Source organism: Nocardioides humi, from assembly GCF_006494775.1.
Classification (GTDB): domain Bacteria; phylum Actinomycetota; class Actinomycetes; order Propionibacteriales; family Nocardioidaceae; genus Nocardioides; species Nocardioides humi.
The window spans coordinates 2,132,976-2,147,981 of record NZ_CP041146.1 but is presented as its reverse complement, the minus strand read 5'-3'; the positions used below and the strand labels follow the sequence as shown (position 1 = coordinate 2,147,981).

Genomic DNA, 15,006 nt, shown 5'->3' with positions numbered 1-15,006 from the left:
GCCTCCGCCCCCAACCAACTTCACTGCTCAGAACCAACGAAGGGTTGCAGCCACCGTGCTCGACGTTAACTTCTTCGACCAGCTTCAGATCGGCCTGGCCACCGCGGACGACATCCGCACGTGGAGCCACGGCGAGGTCAAGAAGCCGGAGACCATCAACTACCGCACGCTCAAGCCCGAGCGTGACGGCCTCTTCTGCGAGAAGATCTTCGGTCCCACCCGGGACTGGGAGTGCTACTGCGGCAAGTACAAGCGCGTGCGCTTCAAGGGCATCATCTGCGAGCGCTGCGGCGTCGAGGTGACCCGGTCCAAGGTCCGCCGCGAGCGGATGGGCCACATCGAGCTCGCCGCGCCGGTGACCCACATCTGGTACTTCAAGGGCGTCCCCTCGCGCCTGGGCTACCTGCTCGACCTGGCACCGAAGGACCTCGAGAAGGTCATCTACTTCGCGGCGTACATGATCACCTCCGTCGACGAGGACGCGCGCCACCGCGACCTGTCCTCGCTCGAGGGAAAGATCCAGCTCCAGCGCGAGTCGATCGAGAAGCGGCGCGACGCCGGCCTCGAGGACCGCACCAAGAAGCTGGAGGAGGACCTGGCCGCCCTCGAGGCGGAGGGTGCCAAGGCCGACCAGCGCCGCAAGGTGCGCGACGGCGCCGAGCGCGAGCTCAAGCAGCTGCGCGACCGCGCCCAGCGCGAGCTGGACCGTCTCGAGGAGGTCTGGGACACGTTCAAGACCCTCAAGGTGCAGGACCTCATGGGTGACGAGGTCCTCTACCGCGAGATGAAGAACTGGTTCGGCAAGTACTTCGAGGGCCACATGGGGGCCACGGCGATCCAGAAGCGCCTGCAGAGCTTCGACATCGAGGCCGAGGTCGAGAACCTGCGCGAGACCATCGCGACCGGCAAGGGCCAGCGCAAGGTCCGGGCCCTCAAGCGGCTCAAGGTCGTCGACGCCTTCCGCAAGACCGGCAACAAGCCGCAGGGCATGGTGCTCGACGCCGTCCCGGTCATCCCGCCGGACCTGCGCCCGATGGTGCAGCTCGACGGTGGCCGGTTCGCCACCTCCGACCTCAACGACCTCTACCGCCGGGTCATCAACCGCAACAACCGCCTCAAGCGGCTGCTCGACCTCGGTGCGCCGGAGATCATCGTCAACAACGAGAAGCGGATGCTCCAGGAGGCCGTCGACTCGCTGTTCGACAACGGCCGCCGCGGTCGTCCCGTCACCGGCCCGGGCAACCGGCCGCTGAAGTCGCTGTCCGACATGCTCAAGGGCAAGCAGGGCCGGTTCCGCCAGAACCTGCTCGGCAAGCGCGTCGACTACTCCGGCCGCTCGGTCATCGTGTCGGGTCCGCAGCTGAAGCTGCACCAGTGCGGTCTGCCCAAGCAGATGGCGCTGGAGCTCTTCAAGCCGTTCGTCATGAAGCGGCTGGTGGACCTCTCGCACGCCCAGAACATCAAGTCCGCCAAGCGGATGGTCGAGCGTGCGCGCCCGGTCGTGTGGGACGTCCTCGAGGAGGTCATCACCGAGCACCCCGTGCTGCTCAACCGGGCGCCCACCCTGCACCGCCTCGGCATCCAGGCCTTCGAGCCGCAGCTGATCGAGGGCAAGGCCATCCAGCTCCACCCGCTCGTCTGCACCGCGTTCAACGCGGACTTCGACGGCGACCAGATGGCCGTGCACCTGCCGCTGTCCGCCGAGGCCCAGGCCGAGGCGCGGATCCTGATGCTGTCGACCAACAACATCCTCAAGCCGTCGGACGGCCGTCCGGTGACCATGCCGACCCAGGACATGATCATCGGCCTGTTCTTCCTCACCACCGAGCGTGGCGAGGCGACGGTCGAGGTCGACGGCGAGACCCGGCTGCGGTCCTTCACCTCCCCGGCCGAGGCGATCATGGCCTACGACCGTGGCGAGATCTCGCTGCAGGACCGGGTCCGGATCAGGCTGAGCGCCGACGCCCTCGAGGGTGCCGAGCAGGGCGAGGACACCGTCCTCGAGACGACCCTCGGCCGCACGATCTTCAACGACGCGCTGCCGGCCGACTACCCGTACGTCAACGAGGAGGTCGGCAAGAAGCGCCTCGGCGCCATCGTCAACGACCTCGCCGAGCGCTACCCCAAGGTGGTCGTCGCGGCGTCCCTGGACGCCCTGAAGGACAACGGCTTCCACTGGGCGACCCGCTCGGGCGTGACGGTGTCGATCGCCGACGTGATCACCCCCGCCAACAAGGCCGAGATCCTGGCCGAGCACGAGGGTGCCGCGGCGAAGATCCAGAAGCAGTACGAGCGCGGCCTGGTCACCGACGAGGAGCGCCGCCAGGAGCTCATCGAGATCTGGACGAAGGCGAGCCAGGAGGTCGGCAAGGCCCTGCGCTCCACCTTCGAGGCGAACCCGACCAACCCGATCTACGTGCAGGTGCACTCGGGCGCGTCCGGCAACTTCAACCAGATCAACCAGGTCGGCGCCATGCGCGGTCTGGTGGCCAACCCGAAGGGCGAGATCATCCCGCGGCCGATCAAGGCCAACTTCCGCGAGGGTCTCTCCGTGCTGGAGTACTTCATCTCCACCCACGGCGCCCGCAAGGGTCTGGCGGACACCGCGCTGCGGACCGCCGACTCCGGCTACCTGACCCGTCGTCTGGTCGACGTGTCGCAGGACGTCATCATCCGTGAGGACGACTGCGGCACCGAGCGCGGCCTGCCGAAGGTGATCGGCGTCAAGGACGAGAACGGCGTCGTCGTCAAGGACGAGAACGCCGAGACCGCGGCGTACGCCCGGACCGCCGCCAAGGACATCGCCCACCCCGGCACCGGCGAGGTCCTCGCCGCCGCGGGCGAGGACCTGGGCGACGTCAAGATCGCCGAGCTGATCGAGGCCGGCATCGAGGAGGTCACGGTCCGCTCGGTCCTGACCTGCGATGCCCGCACCGGCACCTGCGCGAAGTGCTACGGCCGCTCGCTGGCCACCGGCAAGCTCGTCGACATCGGCGAGGCCGTCGGCATCATCGCGGCCCAGTCGATCGGCGAGCCCGGCACGCAGCTGACGATGCGTACCTTCCACACCGGTGGTGTGGCCTCGGCCGACGACATCACGCAGGGTCTGCCCCGCGTGGTCGAGCTCTTCGAGGCCCGCACCCCCAAGGGTCACGCCCAGATCTCCGAGGCCGCCGGCCGCGTGGAGATCGAGGAGACCGACAAGGCCCGCAAGGTCATCGTCACCCCCGACGACGGCAGCGAGGTCAAGGAGTACGTCGTCTCCCGCCGATCGCGCCTGCTCGTCGAGGACGGCGGCCGGGTCGAGGTGGGCGACAAGTTCACCGCCGGCACCGAGGACCCGAAGGAGGTGCTGCGCATCCTCGGCGTCCGCCGTACCCAGCAGCACCTCGTCGACCAGGTCCAGGAGGTCTACCGGTCGCAGGGCGTGTCGATCCACGACAAGCACATCGAGATCATCGTGCGGCAGATGCTGCGCCGGATCACGGTGCTCGAGTCGGGCGACACCAACCTGCTCCCGTCCGACCTCGTCGATCGGGTCGTCTTCGAGGAGGAGAACCGCCGCGTGGTCTCCGAGGGCGGCAAGCCGGCCTCGGGTCGTCCCGAGCTCATGGGCATCACCAAGGCCTCGCTCGCGACCGAGTCGTGGCTCTCGGCGGCCTCCTTCCAGGAGACCACCCGGGTCCTCACCGACGCCGCGATCAACGGTCGCTCCGACAGCCTTCGCGGCCTGAAGGAGAACGTGATCATCGGCAAGCTGATCCCGGCCGGCACCGGCCTGGAGCGCTACCGCAACATCCGGGTCGAGCCGACCGAGGAGGCGCGCGCCGCGGCGTACGCCGTCACGGGCTACGAGTCCTACGACTACGAGTTCGGCAACCAGGGCCAGGCCGTCGCCCTGGACGACTTCGACTTCGGCTCCTACCAGAACTGAGTTGAATGGCGCGAGCGCGTCGTCGCTTCGCTCCGCCACGCTGCCGCGCGCGCAGTCGGCGCGCGTAGTGGCTGAGTAGGACTGGCGGCAAGACGACCGGGGCGGAGGAACGCCGATTCCTCCGCCCCGGTCGCTCGTTCCTCGCTCCCTCCGCTCCGTCGCTCGGCGTCCCTCTGTCGCCCGGTGGCGTACGGACGGGGCGCGGGGCGACCGGTCAGGGGAGGAGCAGCCAGCGGCCGCGCTGACCGCCGCCGGCGACCTTCTCGTAGGCGCTCGCCGCGTCGGCCAGGGGCAGTCGGCCGGCGACGCGGGGCTGGAGGACGCCCTCCGCGGTCAGCCGGAGCAGCTCGGCGAGCGCTGCTCCGTCCGGCTGGGTGACGACATGGTGGACCTCGACGCCGCGCTCGGGCTGCACAGCGGGCGCGGGGAAGCCGACGTACGCGCCTGCGTCGCGGACCGCGCCGAAGGCCACCCCCATCGAGAAGGCGGCGTCGAGGACGGCGTCGAAGGCGGCCTCGGGCAGCGCGGTGACGAGCTCGGCGGCGCCGGCGCGGCGTACGAACTCCTCGTCGGTGGCCCGGGCCAGCGCGGTGACCTGCCAGCCCGCCCGTACGGCGAGGGGGAGGGCGAAGCCGCCGACCGCGCCCGCGGCGCCCGCCACGAGCAGCCGCCGGCCGTCCGCGTCGCCGAGCGCCCTCAGCCCCTGGTCGGCGGCCATGGCGTTGATCGGGACGGAGGCGGTCTCGACGAGGTCGAGACCGTCCGGGACGGGAGCGGCGTCGGCGGCGGGGACGACCACCGACTCCGCGTGCGTCCGGACGGGAGCCGCGGCGTCGCGCTGGAGGGCGGCGACCCGATCGCCGGTCCGGAACGCCGTCACGTCCGCCCCGACCTCGACGACCGTGCCGGTCAGGTCGTTCCCGAGGCCGGTGTCGCGGGTGATGCCGAAGACCGCGCGTCCGGCGTCCGAGGCCAGGTGGACGTCGAGCGGGTTGACGGACGTGGCGGCGACGGCGATCCGGATGTCGGTCGCGCCGAGCGGCGCCGGTGCGGTCTCGACCAGGACCGGGCCGTCGACGCCCGGACGGGTGATGAGGGCTCGCATGGTGAACTCCGTTCGTTCGTGGTTGTCACACCACTTTCGGTTACCTACTCTCTAGTGGGAAGAAGGCACTTCGAAGTGGGGTACGCACCCGGAGGTGAGTCATGGCGACCGCGACGTTCGACGCGTTCACGGCGGCCTGTCCGAGCCGCAAGCTGCTCGACACGCTCAGCGACAAGTGGGTGAGCCTGGCGATCGTCGCCCTCGGGCTGAGCGGGTCGCTGCGCTACTCCGAGCTCGCGGCCCGGATCGAGGGGGTCAGCCAGAAGATGCTGACCCAGTCGTTGCGGCGGATGGAGCGCGACGGCCTGGTCACGCGGACGGTGACGCCGAGCGTGCCGGTGCGCACCGACTACGAGCTCACCGAGCTCGGCCGGTCGCTGATGCCGGTGATGAGGCACATCAAGGAGTGGGCGGAGGAGCACATGGCGGAGGTCGAGCAGGCGCGCGCGGCGTACGACGCGGCCTGAGAGGTTGCTCTCAGCGCCGGATCCGCTTGACGGGCGAGACCGAGACGAGATCGGGGAGGTGGGGTGCGGACGCGGTCACCCGGACGGTGATCCTTCGGCCGCGGTCGGCCTTGCGGAGCTTGTACGACGCCTTGGTGGCGCCCTTGACGGGCTTGCCGTTGCGGAACCACTGGTAGGTCCAGGCCTGGGCGGGGACGGTCAGCTGGGGGAGGACGGCGCGCAGGCGCCTGCCGACCCGGGCCTTGCCCTTGATGGCGGCGGGGGCGAGCACTGTCCATGCCGCGCCGTCGTCGGCGCCCGGGTTGCCCGGGTCGCCAGGGCCATCCGGGCCCGGCGTGGCGGCAACGGTCACGCTCCCCGCGCCACCGGGGAAGACGCAGGGGACGGTGGCGTCGGCGTACCCGGCCCGCGAGTAGACCTGGACGCAGGAGATCGTCGACCCGGCGTGCGCCTCGGTGAGCGGCAGGGCAGGCGCATCGGTCTCGTGCGTCTCGCCGTCGATCGTCCAGAGGTTGGCGTAGGTCCCGGGCGTCGGCACGATCGTGTCGGGCTGCGTGATCTCCAGCGTGCCGCCCACCTGCGCCGTTCCCGTCACCTGAGGCGCTCCGGTCACCTCGAACCTGCCACTCTCGACCAGGACGGACGGGGTGGACCCCGGGGTTGGGGTGTCGGCGTAGCCGTCGCGATAGGCGGTCGAGGTCAGGTAGATCCGGCGGCCCACGTCCGCCGCGGTCGGGGTGTACGTCGGACCGGTGCCGATGATCTTGCCGACGCTCAGCCAGGTGTAGGTCACCCGGTCCGGTGTCGGTGTCCAGCGACCGGCTGTCGCTCGGAGCGTCTTTCCGACGCGGACGCTCGGCGGGTCGCCCTCGATGACGGGCGGTTCGTCGACCCGGAGCAGCGGCTTCTCGACGGTGTAGTCGACGCTCCGGATCCGGCTACGGCCGACCTGGTCGACGGCGGTGACGTCGATCCGGTGGGCGCCGAGGGTGTCGGTGGGGACCAGGGCACCGGACGCCAGCGCGCCCGCCGTGCAGGACGCGACGGCGGTGCCGGCGTCGGCGCAGGTGAAGGTCAGCGTCCGCCTGGCGCCCTGCCGGATGACGCCTCCGTCCAGGACCGTCCCGCCGACCTCGACGGTCGGGTCGGCGAGGTCGAGGCCGACGCCGTACTCCCGGGTCGCCTGGTTGCCGTTGACGTCCTCGGCGGTCACGGTGATCGTGGTGACGCCGGGCTCGGTGAGCGTGAAGGCGAGCGGCTCGAGGTCGCCTGTGGCTTCGCCGGTCTGGGCGCCGGTGAGCCGGTAGGAGATGGCCTGGATCCCGGCGGCGTCGGTGGCCGACACGACGACCGGCACCGATCCGGCGTACCAGCCCGACCAGACGTCCTGGCCCGGGCTGGGCGGGACGTCGATCGTGATCTTCGGGGCGTAGTGTCGCCGCCCGGCGGCTCGGTATGGGCGGGTGTGGTCCAGGCGAGGGCCGTGGCGGTCGTGGTGGTGAGGGCGAGGGCGGTGAGCAGGCGGTGTCTCATGGCGGCGGTTCCTTGGATGGTGGCGGAGCAGAGGTGTCAGCGGCGGACGCGTTTGGCTTTGGCGGTCGAGACGAGGACAGTGCCGGTGGGGAGGTGGCGGTGATGCGCACCCTGATCTTGCGTCCGCGGTCGCTCGTGCGGATCTTGTAGGTGGCTGTGGTGGCGTTCTTGATGGGCCTGTTGTCGCGTAGCCATTGGTAGGTGTAGGACGCCGCCGGTGCGCTGAGCCGGGGGAGGATAGCGCGGAGCTTCCTGCCGAACTTGGCCCTGCCGTTGATGCCGGCTCGGGCCGTGATGGCCCAGGCGGCGTCGCTGCCGGGGCCGCCGGTGTCGTCGGTGCGGGGGATGGTGACGCTGGTGGCGCCGCCGGGGAAGGTGCAGGGGAGGGTGAGGTCGGCGTAGCCGGGGGCGGTGAAGACCTGGTGGCAGGAGACGGTCCTTCCGGCGTGGGCGCGGGTGAGGGTCAGGGCCTTGCTGGTGGCGGCCACGGTGCCGTCGATGCTCCAGCGGGTGCTGGCGGGCGGGGTGGCCGGGGTGACGGCGCCGTCGGTGATGGTCAGCGTGCCGCCGATGTCGGCGTGGCCGGTGACCGCAGGGGACTTCTGGGTCTGGAAGACATGCGGCTGGACCTTGACGGAGCTGACGCGGGGGGTGGCGGTGTCCAGATAGCTCGGATCCGGGTGGTGGCGTAGGCGTCCATGGTGATGGTCTTGCCGACGTCGGCCGGCTGGACGGTGTACTCCCTGCCGGTGCCGACCTGCTCGTCCCCGGCGTACCAGCGGTAGGTGACGCTGCTGGGCGTCGGCGTGAAGCCGGCCGGCCCGGCCTGGAGCACCCCGCCGGGCCGGGCGGTGGCGGGCCAGGGCTCGGTATCGGTATAGATCTCGGGAACTCTGGTGATGCGCAGGTCGTCTTGGACGAGGACGTCGCCGACCGGCGTGGTACGGGTCTGGTTGCCGAAGCCCGGTCCTGCGTCGGAGACGAAGGCCCGCAGCGAGATCCGCTTGCCGAGGTGCGCTGCCCGGGGGATGAAGGGGTTCTCCTGCGATACGACGACGCCGTCGATGACCCACTCGTAGGTGAACCGATCCGGAGTGGGCTCGAAGACCCCGCCGCTGGCGCGAAGCGGCTGGCCGACCTTGACTGTGGTGGGGTTGCCCTCGATCACGGGCGGGCTGAGCAGGACGTAGCGGGTGACGTCGTAGATCACGGTGCGCTGGGTCGTATGGCCGACCCGGTCGGCCGCGGTGATGACCACGACGTGTCGGCCGGTCCGGGAGGTGTCGATCCGGGTGCCGGAGGCGAAGGGCGCGCCGTCGTGGGTGGCGGTGCAGGAGACGATCGCGCCGGGGGGATCGCCGGGGTCGGTGCACGAGTAGTCGATGGTGCGGTTGTCGTTGCGGGGCACTCCCCCGACGAAGTTGCTGGTCGCGGTGGGCGCGGTGCGATCGATGCCGACGCCGTAGGAGCGGGTGGCGGTGTTGCCGGCGGTGTCGGTCGCGGTGATCGCGATGGTGGTCAGGCCCTCGGCGGAGATCGTGACCGGGAGGAGCGGACCGGCGAGGCTGCCCTCGCCGGTCTGGGCGCCGGTGAGCTGGTAGGACAGGCGGGCGATGCCGTCGTCGTCGGTCGCTCGCAGCATGGCTGAGACCGCGTCCTTGTACCAGCCGATCCAGGCGCCCTGGCCGTCGCTGGACCTGACATCGACGGTGATCACCGGCGGGGTGGTGTCGGCCAGCGCCGCCGCAGGTGGGTTGGTCGCCGAGACGAGCGCGGACGCGATGGCCAGCGTGAGAGTGGTCAGTGCGAGAGTGGTTGGCACAGGTCGCTTCATGAGATGTCCTTGCTCGTCGGGCGGAAATCCGGGCTGTTCGTCGATCGGCCGGAGGGGCGCGAGATCCGTCACCTCACGACTGCACCGCCGTGATCGCGCTGCGGCCGACGGCCAGCCAGATGCCGGCCACGATCAGGCCGACGATGACCATCGACGGCAGGCCGGGCACGCCGGTGACGAACACCGCGATCAGGAGCGCACTGGCGAAGAGGGCCGACAGGGCGCCGAGACCGCGGGAGACCAACCGCTCGCGGAACGCCATCCAGGCCAGGCCGTACGACGAGGCGAGCAGCGGGATGAAGGCGATGTAGGGGCTGAAGTCGGTCATGATGTAGTAGTTGTAGAGACCCTCGGCGTCGTAGGTGTCGCCTTCCGCGCCGGTCGGCAGGTAGTTGCCGACCGCGCCGCGCCAGCCGTAGGCCAGCGTGACCAGGGCCGCGGTCGCGATCACGCCGTACGACACCGCGGTGGCGCCGGAGGAGCCGGGGAACCGGCGCTCCACGCGGTGGCGCCACAGCACGGCGGCGGCGATGAGGAGCAGCGCGAGGACGTAGCCGACCGCGCCGGAGATCCGGTACGGCACGTGGTCCAGGCCGAGGACGTCCTCGGCGGTCACCGGATAGTCGAAGTCGCTGCCGTTGGCGTCCGGGCGGCCCTCCAGGAAGAGCGCGACGACGCCGAGGACGCCGCACAGGGAGATGAGCAGCGGCCAGGCGGTGAACCCGCCGCGGGCCGGGGTGCCGGCCGTGGGAGGCGCGGACGGGGACAGTGGAGTGGTCTCGTTCATGCCCCGAGACTCGGCTGTGCGACGGCCCGGGTGTCAGGTCCGTCCGTCACGACCTTTCGGGACGGCTCACCGGGACGCCCCGGTGTCATCGGTGTCATCGGTGTCATCGATGCCGTCGGTGCCGAGACCCGCTTCCCGGGCCCGGACGATGAGCTGTCCGCGGTCGGGTACGTCGAGCTTGGCGAGTACGCCGTACACGTAGTTGCGCACGGTCTTGCTGCTCAGCACCAGGCGCCGGGCGATCGTGGCGTTGTCGTACCCACGGGCGACCAGGTCCACCACCTCGCGCTCGCGGTCGGTGAGCTCTGGGAACGGTACGCTCCCGCGGGTGCGGGCCCCGGACAGATAGAGCGCGGCGCGCTGGGCGAGCTGGGGGCCGAGGAGGAAGTCCCCGTTCGCGACCGAGCGGACGGCCCGGGCCACCTCGTCGGGAGAGGCGCCCTTGAGCAGAAAGCCGCGGGCGCCCGCCCGGATCGAGGCGAACAGTGAGTCGTCGTCGCCGAGCATGGTGATCACCAGGACGCCCAGCGTCGGGTCCCGGCGGCACAGCTCGCGGGTCGTCTCGACGCCGGAGTCGTCGCCCAGGTCGAGGTCCATGAGGACGACGTGCGGCGCGTGCTGCTCCACGGCGGCCAGCGCCTGGGCCCGGTCGGCCGCCTCGCCCACTACCTCGACGTCGGGCAGGGAGCGCAGCAGGGCGCCCATCCCGATCCGGAACACGGGGTGGTCGTCGACGACGAGCACCCGGATCGGCTCGCTCCCCGTCACGGCAGCATCATGACCACGCAGGTCCCCTTCCCCTCGCCGGCGCTCACCTCGACCGCGCCGCCGAGCTCCGCGGCCCGCTCGCGCATGGACGCCATCCCGACGCCCGGCGTGGCCGTGTCGCCGATGCCGCGCCCGTCGTCGGACACCTCCAGCCGTACGCCGCCCGTGCCGGGCAGGGTGAGCCGCACGCGGCAGTGCCGGGCGCCGGCGTGCCGGGCCGCGTTGCGGACCGCCTCGGCCGCCACCTGGTAGACGACGATCTGGTGGATGCCGTCCAGCCGGTCGGCGTACGGCGCGTCGACGGTGACCGAGAACCGCGGCATCGAGTAGCGCTCGGCCAGCAGCTGCAGCGCCTCGCCGAGGCGGCCCTCGTCGAGCACGGGCGGGAGCAGCACACGCGCCATCTGGCGGACGTCGTCGGCGCGCCGGCTCAGCTCCTCGACCAGGCGCTGCAGCAGCACGGCGTCGCCGTCGCTCAGCGGTGAGGTGGCCGGCACCGCGGCGAGGGCGAGGGCGGTGCCGGACAGGGCCGGCCCGAGGCCGTCGTGCAGCTCGCGCCGCAGCAGGCGCCGCTCCTCCTGGCGCACCTCCACCAGCCGCGCCCGCGCCTCCTCGACCGCCCGGTTGGCGTCGTCGAGCTGGGCGGCGACCGCGACCAGCCCGGAGATCTGGCGCAGCAGGCGTACGGTGCGCGGGTCGAGCCGCTCGCCCCGGGGAGGGACGACGGTCAGCACCCCGACCGTGCGACCGCGTGGATGGAGGTCGAGGTGAAGCGCCCGCTCGTCGTCGTCCGTCTCGCGCCGGCCCGCGGAGGCGACCGTGGCGCCGTACAGGCTGACCTCGACCCGGGCCAGCCGCAGGGCGCTGCGCAGGGCCTCGACCAGGCCGCGGAGCTGGGGGCTGTCGGGATCGCCGGCATCGAGCGCGTCGGCGACCCGCCCCAGCAGCGCCGAGGGATCCGCGCCCGAGCCGAAGACCAGCCGCTCGACCTGGGCCTGCAGCCAGTCCCGCAGCGGGAGCACGGCGAGCGCCAGCGCCGCGACCACCACCAGGCCCGACGACTCCGCGCCCCAGGGCGCGACCATACCGAGCGCCCAGACGGCGAGGACATACGCCGCCACCAGGGTCGTGGTCAGCAGCAGCCCGACCAGCGTCCGCGAGATCGCCAGGTCCACGCGCCACGAGGGCTGGCGCCGGATCAGCACGAACACCGACGCGAGCAGCATCACCTCGGCGACCGAGAGCAACACGATGCCGGCGACGAACCAGGTGCCGTCCAGGCTGACCCCGACCTCGAACGTCATGTAGGCGCAGGCCACGGTGAGCAGCGCGACGAGGAGCCAGGTCAGGCCGCGGCGCTCCTCGCCGTCCGCGGTGCGCAGCCGCCTGCCCAGCCAGCCCGCCACGGCCAGGCCGAGGAGGAAGTAGATCGGGATCAGGTCCTCGTCGGCAGCGTAGGCGAAGTCGGAGAGTGCGCCTGCGCCGGTGAGTGGGTTCGGCGGGGCGTCAGGGGTCTGGATGAGCACCCGGAACGCGCTCGCGAGCACCACCACGCCCGCGCCGGCGCCGGCGAACCGTCGGGCCCAACCGGTCGGAGGCCCCGGGGTCAGCAGGAACGGCAGGACCAGCAGGGACGTCAGGGTGGCCGTGGTCCATCCGGTCAGCAGCAGCGGCGCCGCCAGGGCCGCGCCGGGCAGCCCCGGCTGGGCCACGCACAGCACGGTCCAGGCGATCCCGGCCGCCGTGACGGCGTACCCGCCGCCGATGAGGAGGAAAGCCCACCCGACGGCGTGCCGGCTGCGCACGACGATCAACGCGCCGAGCGGGCCGTACATCAGGCTCACGACCAGGTCGAGCGGCGCCAGCTCGCGCCGGACCTGGTACGGCGGGTCCGGCACGTCTGCCGTCCACACCAGGACCGCGAGGGTGGCCGCGGCGACCAGTACGTGGGTGACACCGAGCCCGGCCGCGACGTACCCCGCGACGCCGAGAGGGCGGCCGCGGGGCGTCGGGGGACCGGGCACGGGCATGTGTGCCATCATGGTCGTTCCGGCGGCCCGGTGGGACGGGTTCGGCGTCAGCCGGCCAACACCAGCACGAAGCCGCCGTCCTGCGGGGTCACCTGGATGACGACGTCGCCGGCCGTCGCGGTGACGATCGGCCGGCCGAGGCCGTCCTGGTCCCGCGTCGCGCCGTACGACGCGAGCGCGGCCTCGTAGCCGGCGAGCACCTCCTCGGCGGTGGCCGTGGTCGCATACGACGCGGTCTCGTTCGCGCCGCCGACGGTCTCCGCGGTGAGGCACAGGGTCGCCTCGACCGGGGGATCGGGGAAGCCGTCCGGGAGGAGGGCGAGCTCGCCGAGATCCGCCGCCGTGAACGCCTGCGGGAACGCCTCCCGGCACTCCTCCGGCACGTCCGCGGCGGCGCCGTCGCCGGTGTCGGCGCCGTCGGTGCCGCTGGTGGCGGCGGGGCCGCCGGCCGGTGCGGGATCGTCGCCGTCGTCGCAGCCGGCCACGACCGGCGCCGCCAGGACGAGGAGGGCCCAGACGGCCAGTGTCCGCCTCATCACTTCACCTTCACCTTCCGGCTGACCGCCGCCGCGTCGTGGTAACCGGTGCGGCTGACGGTGACCCGGACGCTGATCTTGCGGTTGCGGTCCTTGCTCTTGACCTTGTAGACCGGCTTGGTGGCCTTCTTGATCGGCTTGCCGTTGCGCAGCCACTGATAGCGGACCGCGGTGGGAGCCGGGCTCCAGGTGCCCGCGGTGGCGCGCAGCTTCTTGCCGGCCCGGACCTTGCCCTTGGCCTTCAACGCCGGCTTGGCGCCCTGCGCGAAGCCGTAGATCGGGCGGACCGAGTGCAGGGGCGCCGCCGTCCAGTGCGGGGAGGAGGCTCCCGGGATCACCAGCGATGGTGCGTCGTCGCAGCCCAGCGGGTCCTCCACCATCCACACGCCGTCCCCCTCCGCCCAGGCGAGGGAGGTGCTGTCCGGCGAGAACGTGGGGCTCGCGAAGGCGGCTTGCCCCCACGCGCAGGTCAGGGTCGGCCAGATGCCGGGCTCGCCGGCCCTGACCGGGCCGTTGAGGATGTCGCCGTTGACCTCCCAGATCGCCATGTGCTGCTCGGCGCCCACACCCCGGACGGTCGCCAGCATGGAGCCGTCGCGGGACATGGCCGGCTCGGCCAGGTCGTGCTGGTCGGCCGGGTTCGGCTGGCCGTCGTAGAACCAGATCGTCTCCTGGACGCCCGGGGTGAAGACGTGGAGCTCGTCGGTGAGGCCGCCGGTGACCAGCCGGGATCCGGTGATCCAGGAGGGGTCCGGGTAGAAGGCGAAGCCGTACTGCTGGGCGGAGGTGAGCTGCGTCGACGCACTGATCGCGGTCGTGTACCGGATCCGGCAGGCGCCCCCGGGCGGGCAGGTGCGGTGCGCGTAGGTGTAGGCGACCCTGGAGCCGTCCGGCGACACGACGGCGTGGACGACCTGGCCGCCGATGGTCTGCCCGGCCGAGTCCCAGAGGTCGTCGGGGTCGAAGCTGTTGAGCACTGTGCCCCACTGGTCCATCCGGACCACGGTCGTGCCGCGCGCCGCGAGCACGGTCCCGTCGTCGGCTCCGCTGGGGGTGCGCCACGGGTTCGCCGCCGTGCCGTCGGTGGTCAACCGACGCTCGCCCGACCCGTCGGGGCGGGCGACGTAGATGTCGTGACCCTTGAGGTAGACGATCGTGCCCGATGTCGAGGGAGCCAGCGCGGCGGCCGGTGGTGGACCGGCCCCGGGCAGGCCGAGGACGCCGGCGACGAGGGCGAGGAGGGTCAAGACGAGAGGACGAATCGGTCGGGAAGGACGCATGCCGTCGACCCTCGCCAGCCCGCCGACCCGGATTCCAGTGCCCGGCGGCCCGACTTCCCGGGACGCGGGCCTGTGGAGAGCCGTTTGCGGGGCGGATGGCGAGTGCGCAGGATCGACGCATGACCCGAATCGGAGGGGCGGTGCACAATGGGTGTCATGACGGTGGACCTCGACCTGCCGCAGGGGCAGGTGCTGACGGCGTACGACGTCGCGGAGCTGTGGGAGCCGCACCGGCGGCTCGAGCTGATTAACGGGGTGCTGACCGTCATGACGGGGCCGTCGATCGAGCACCAGTGGGCACAGATGCAGCTGTTGAAGCTGTTGTTCGCGGCTGCGCCGTCTCATCTGGCCAGCCTGGCCGCGCCGTTCGACATCCTGTCCGAGGACACCGCGGTGCAGCCGGACATCATGGTGATCGACCCCAGCGCGCTGGTCGGGACGGACCCGATCGAGTGCATCCCGCTGCTGGTGATCGAGATCCTCTCGCCCAGCACGGCGCTCTACGACCTCAACACCAAGTTCAAGCGGTACGAGCGGGCGGGCATCGCGTCGTACTGGGTGGTCGACCCGCTGGCGGGTCGGCTGATCGTGTGGGAGCTGCGCGACGGGGAGTACGCCAAGGTCGTGGATGCCACCGGCGACGAGCCGTGGACGGCGGCGGCGCCGTTCCCTGTGACGATCGTGCCCTCCGGGCTGGTCGGTCCCACGCGCGGCGAGTGACCAGCCGGCTGC

12 protein-coding genes are annotated in these 15,006 nt (G+C 71.7%); 3 read left to right on the top strand and 9 right to left on the bottom strand.

Annotated elements, in window-relative coordinates:
- Nucleotides 1-55: 55 nt before the first annotated feature.
- The gene (locus FIV44_RS10610; protein ID WP_141004413.1) at nucleotides 56-3,934 is read left to right on the top strand and encodes a DNA-directed RNA polymerase subunit beta'; all 3,879 of its coding nucleotides are present in this window, start codon (nucleotides 56-58) and stop codon (nucleotides 3,932-3,934) included.
- 214 nt (nucleotides 3,935-4,148) lie between these two features.
- Here the strand turns inward: FIV44_RS10610 and FIV44_RS10605 are convergent, their stop codons facing one another.
- Complete coding sequence (locus tag FIV44_RS10605; RefSeq protein ID WP_141004412.1) at nucleotides 4,149-5,039, bottom strand: alcohol dehydrogenase catalytic domain-containing protein; 891 nt, start codon at nucleotides 5,037-5,039, stop codon at nucleotides 4,149-4,151.
- Between the two features lie 101 nt (nucleotides 5,040-5,140).
- On the opposite strand from FIV44_RS10605, the gene FIV44_RS10600 reads away from it, so the two are divergent.
- Nucleotides 5,141-5,506: a winged helix-turn-helix transcriptional regulator gene (locus FIV44_RS10600; protein ID WP_141004411.1), complete on the top strand. Its 366-nt coding sequence runs from the start codon at nucleotides 5,141-5,143 to the stop codon at nucleotides 5,504-5,506.
- A 10-nt stretch (nucleotides 5,507-5,516) separates the two neighbouring features.
- Here FIV44_RS10600 and FIV44_RS10595 read toward each other — a convergent pair whose 3' ends face one another.
- The 8 genes from FIV44_RS10595 to FIV44_RS10560 form a co-directional block, all read right to left on the bottom strand.
- Entirely contained in the window at nucleotides 5,517-6,863 is a 1,347-nt protein-coding gene (locus tag FIV44_RS10595) for a hypothetical protein (RefSeq protein ID WP_141004410.1), read from the bottom strand.
- Nucleotides 6,864-7,035: 172 nt separating this feature from the next.
- A complete protein-coding gene (locus tag FIV44_RS10590) occupies nucleotides 7,036-7,527 on the bottom strand; it encodes a hypothetical protein (RefSeq protein WP_141004409.1) in 492 nt (163 codons plus the stop codon).
- Between the two features lie 68 nt (nucleotides 7,528-7,595).
- Entirely contained in the window at nucleotides 7,596-8,873 is a 1,278-nt protein-coding gene (locus FIV44_RS10585) for a hypothetical protein (protein WP_141004408.1), read from the bottom strand.
- 73 nt (nucleotides 8,874-8,946) lie between these two features.
- Nucleotides 8,947-9,660 (bottom strand): hypothetical protein, encoded by a 714-nt coding sequence (locus FIV44_RS10580; protein WP_141004407.1) that lies wholly within the window; start codon nucleotides 9,658-9,660, stop codon nucleotides 8,947-8,949.
- 66 nt (nucleotides 9,661-9,726) lie between these two features.
- Nucleotides 9,727-10,428, bottom strand: coding sequence for a response regulator transcription factor (locus FIV44_RS10575; protein WP_219996386.1), 702 nt, complete (start codon nucleotides 10,426-10,428; stop codon nucleotides 9,727-9,729).
- Nucleotides 10,425-12,458 carry a sensor histidine kinase gene (locus FIV44_RS10570; RefSeq protein WP_141004406.1) on the bottom strand — a complete coding sequence of 678 codons (2,034 nt, stop codon included), beginning with the start codon at nucleotides 12,456-12,458 and terminating at the stop codon, nucleotides 10,425-10,427. Before FIV44_RS10570 ends, FIV44_RS10575 begins: the two co-directional genes overlap by 4 nt.
- 47 nt (nucleotides 12,459-12,505) lie before the next feature.
- A complete protein-coding gene (locus FIV44_RS10565; protein ID WP_141004405.1) occupies nucleotides 12,506-12,994 on the bottom strand; it encodes a hypothetical protein in 489 nt (162 codons plus the stop codon).
- Nucleotides 12,994-14,241: a WD40 repeat domain-containing protein gene (locus tag FIV44_RS10560; RefSeq protein ID WP_141004404.1), complete on the bottom strand. Its 1,248-nt coding sequence runs from the start codon at nucleotides 14,239-14,241 to the stop codon at nucleotides 12,994-12,996. The genes FIV44_RS10565 and FIV44_RS10560 overlap by 1 nt, the downstream gene beginning before the upstream one ends.
- A gap of 189 nt (nucleotides 14,242-14,430) precedes the next feature.
- Between FIV44_RS10560 and FIV44_RS10555 the strand changes: the two genes are divergently transcribed.
- Nucleotides 14,431-14,994, top strand: a complete 564-nt coding sequence (locus tag FIV44_RS10555; protein ID WP_181411104.1) for a Uma2 family endonuclease — start codon at nucleotides 14,431-14,433, stop codon at nucleotides 14,992-14,994.
- Nucleotides 14,995-15,006 lie beyond the last annotated feature (12 nt).

What these genes read in the sequence shown, in the direction of transcription:
- FIV44_RS10580 (WP_141004407.1), bottom strand. Translation starts at nt 9,660, where the DNA reads ATGAACGAGACCACTCCACTGTCCCCGTCCGCGCCTCCCACGGCCGGC.
- FIV44_RS10605 (WP_141004412.1), bottom strand. Translation starts at nt 5,039, where the DNA reads ATGCGAGCCCTCATCACCCGTCCGGGCGTCGACGGCCCGGTCCTGGTC.
- FIV44_RS10565 (WP_141004405.1), bottom strand. Translation starts at nt 12,994, where the DNA reads ATGAGGCGGACACTGGCCGTCTGGGCCCTCCTCGTCCTGGCGGCGCCG.
- FIV44_RS10585 (WP_141004408.1), bottom strand. Translation starts at nt 8,873, where the DNA reads ATGAAGCGACCTGTGCCAACCACTCTCGCACTGACCACTCTCACGCTG.
- FIV44_RS10600 (WP_141004411.1), top strand. Translation starts at nt 5,141, where the DNA reads ATGGCGACCGCGACGTTCGACGCGTTCACGGCGGCCTGTCCGAGCCGC.
- FIV44_RS10570 (WP_141004406.1), bottom strand. Translation starts at nt 12,458, where the DNA reads ATGCCCGTGCCCGGTCCCCCGACGCCCCGCGGCCGCCCTCTCGGCGTC.
- FIV44_RS10555 (WP_181411104.1), top strand. Translation starts at nt 14,431, where the DNA reads ATGACGGTGGACCTCGACCTGCCGCAGGGGCAGGTGCTGACGGCGTAC.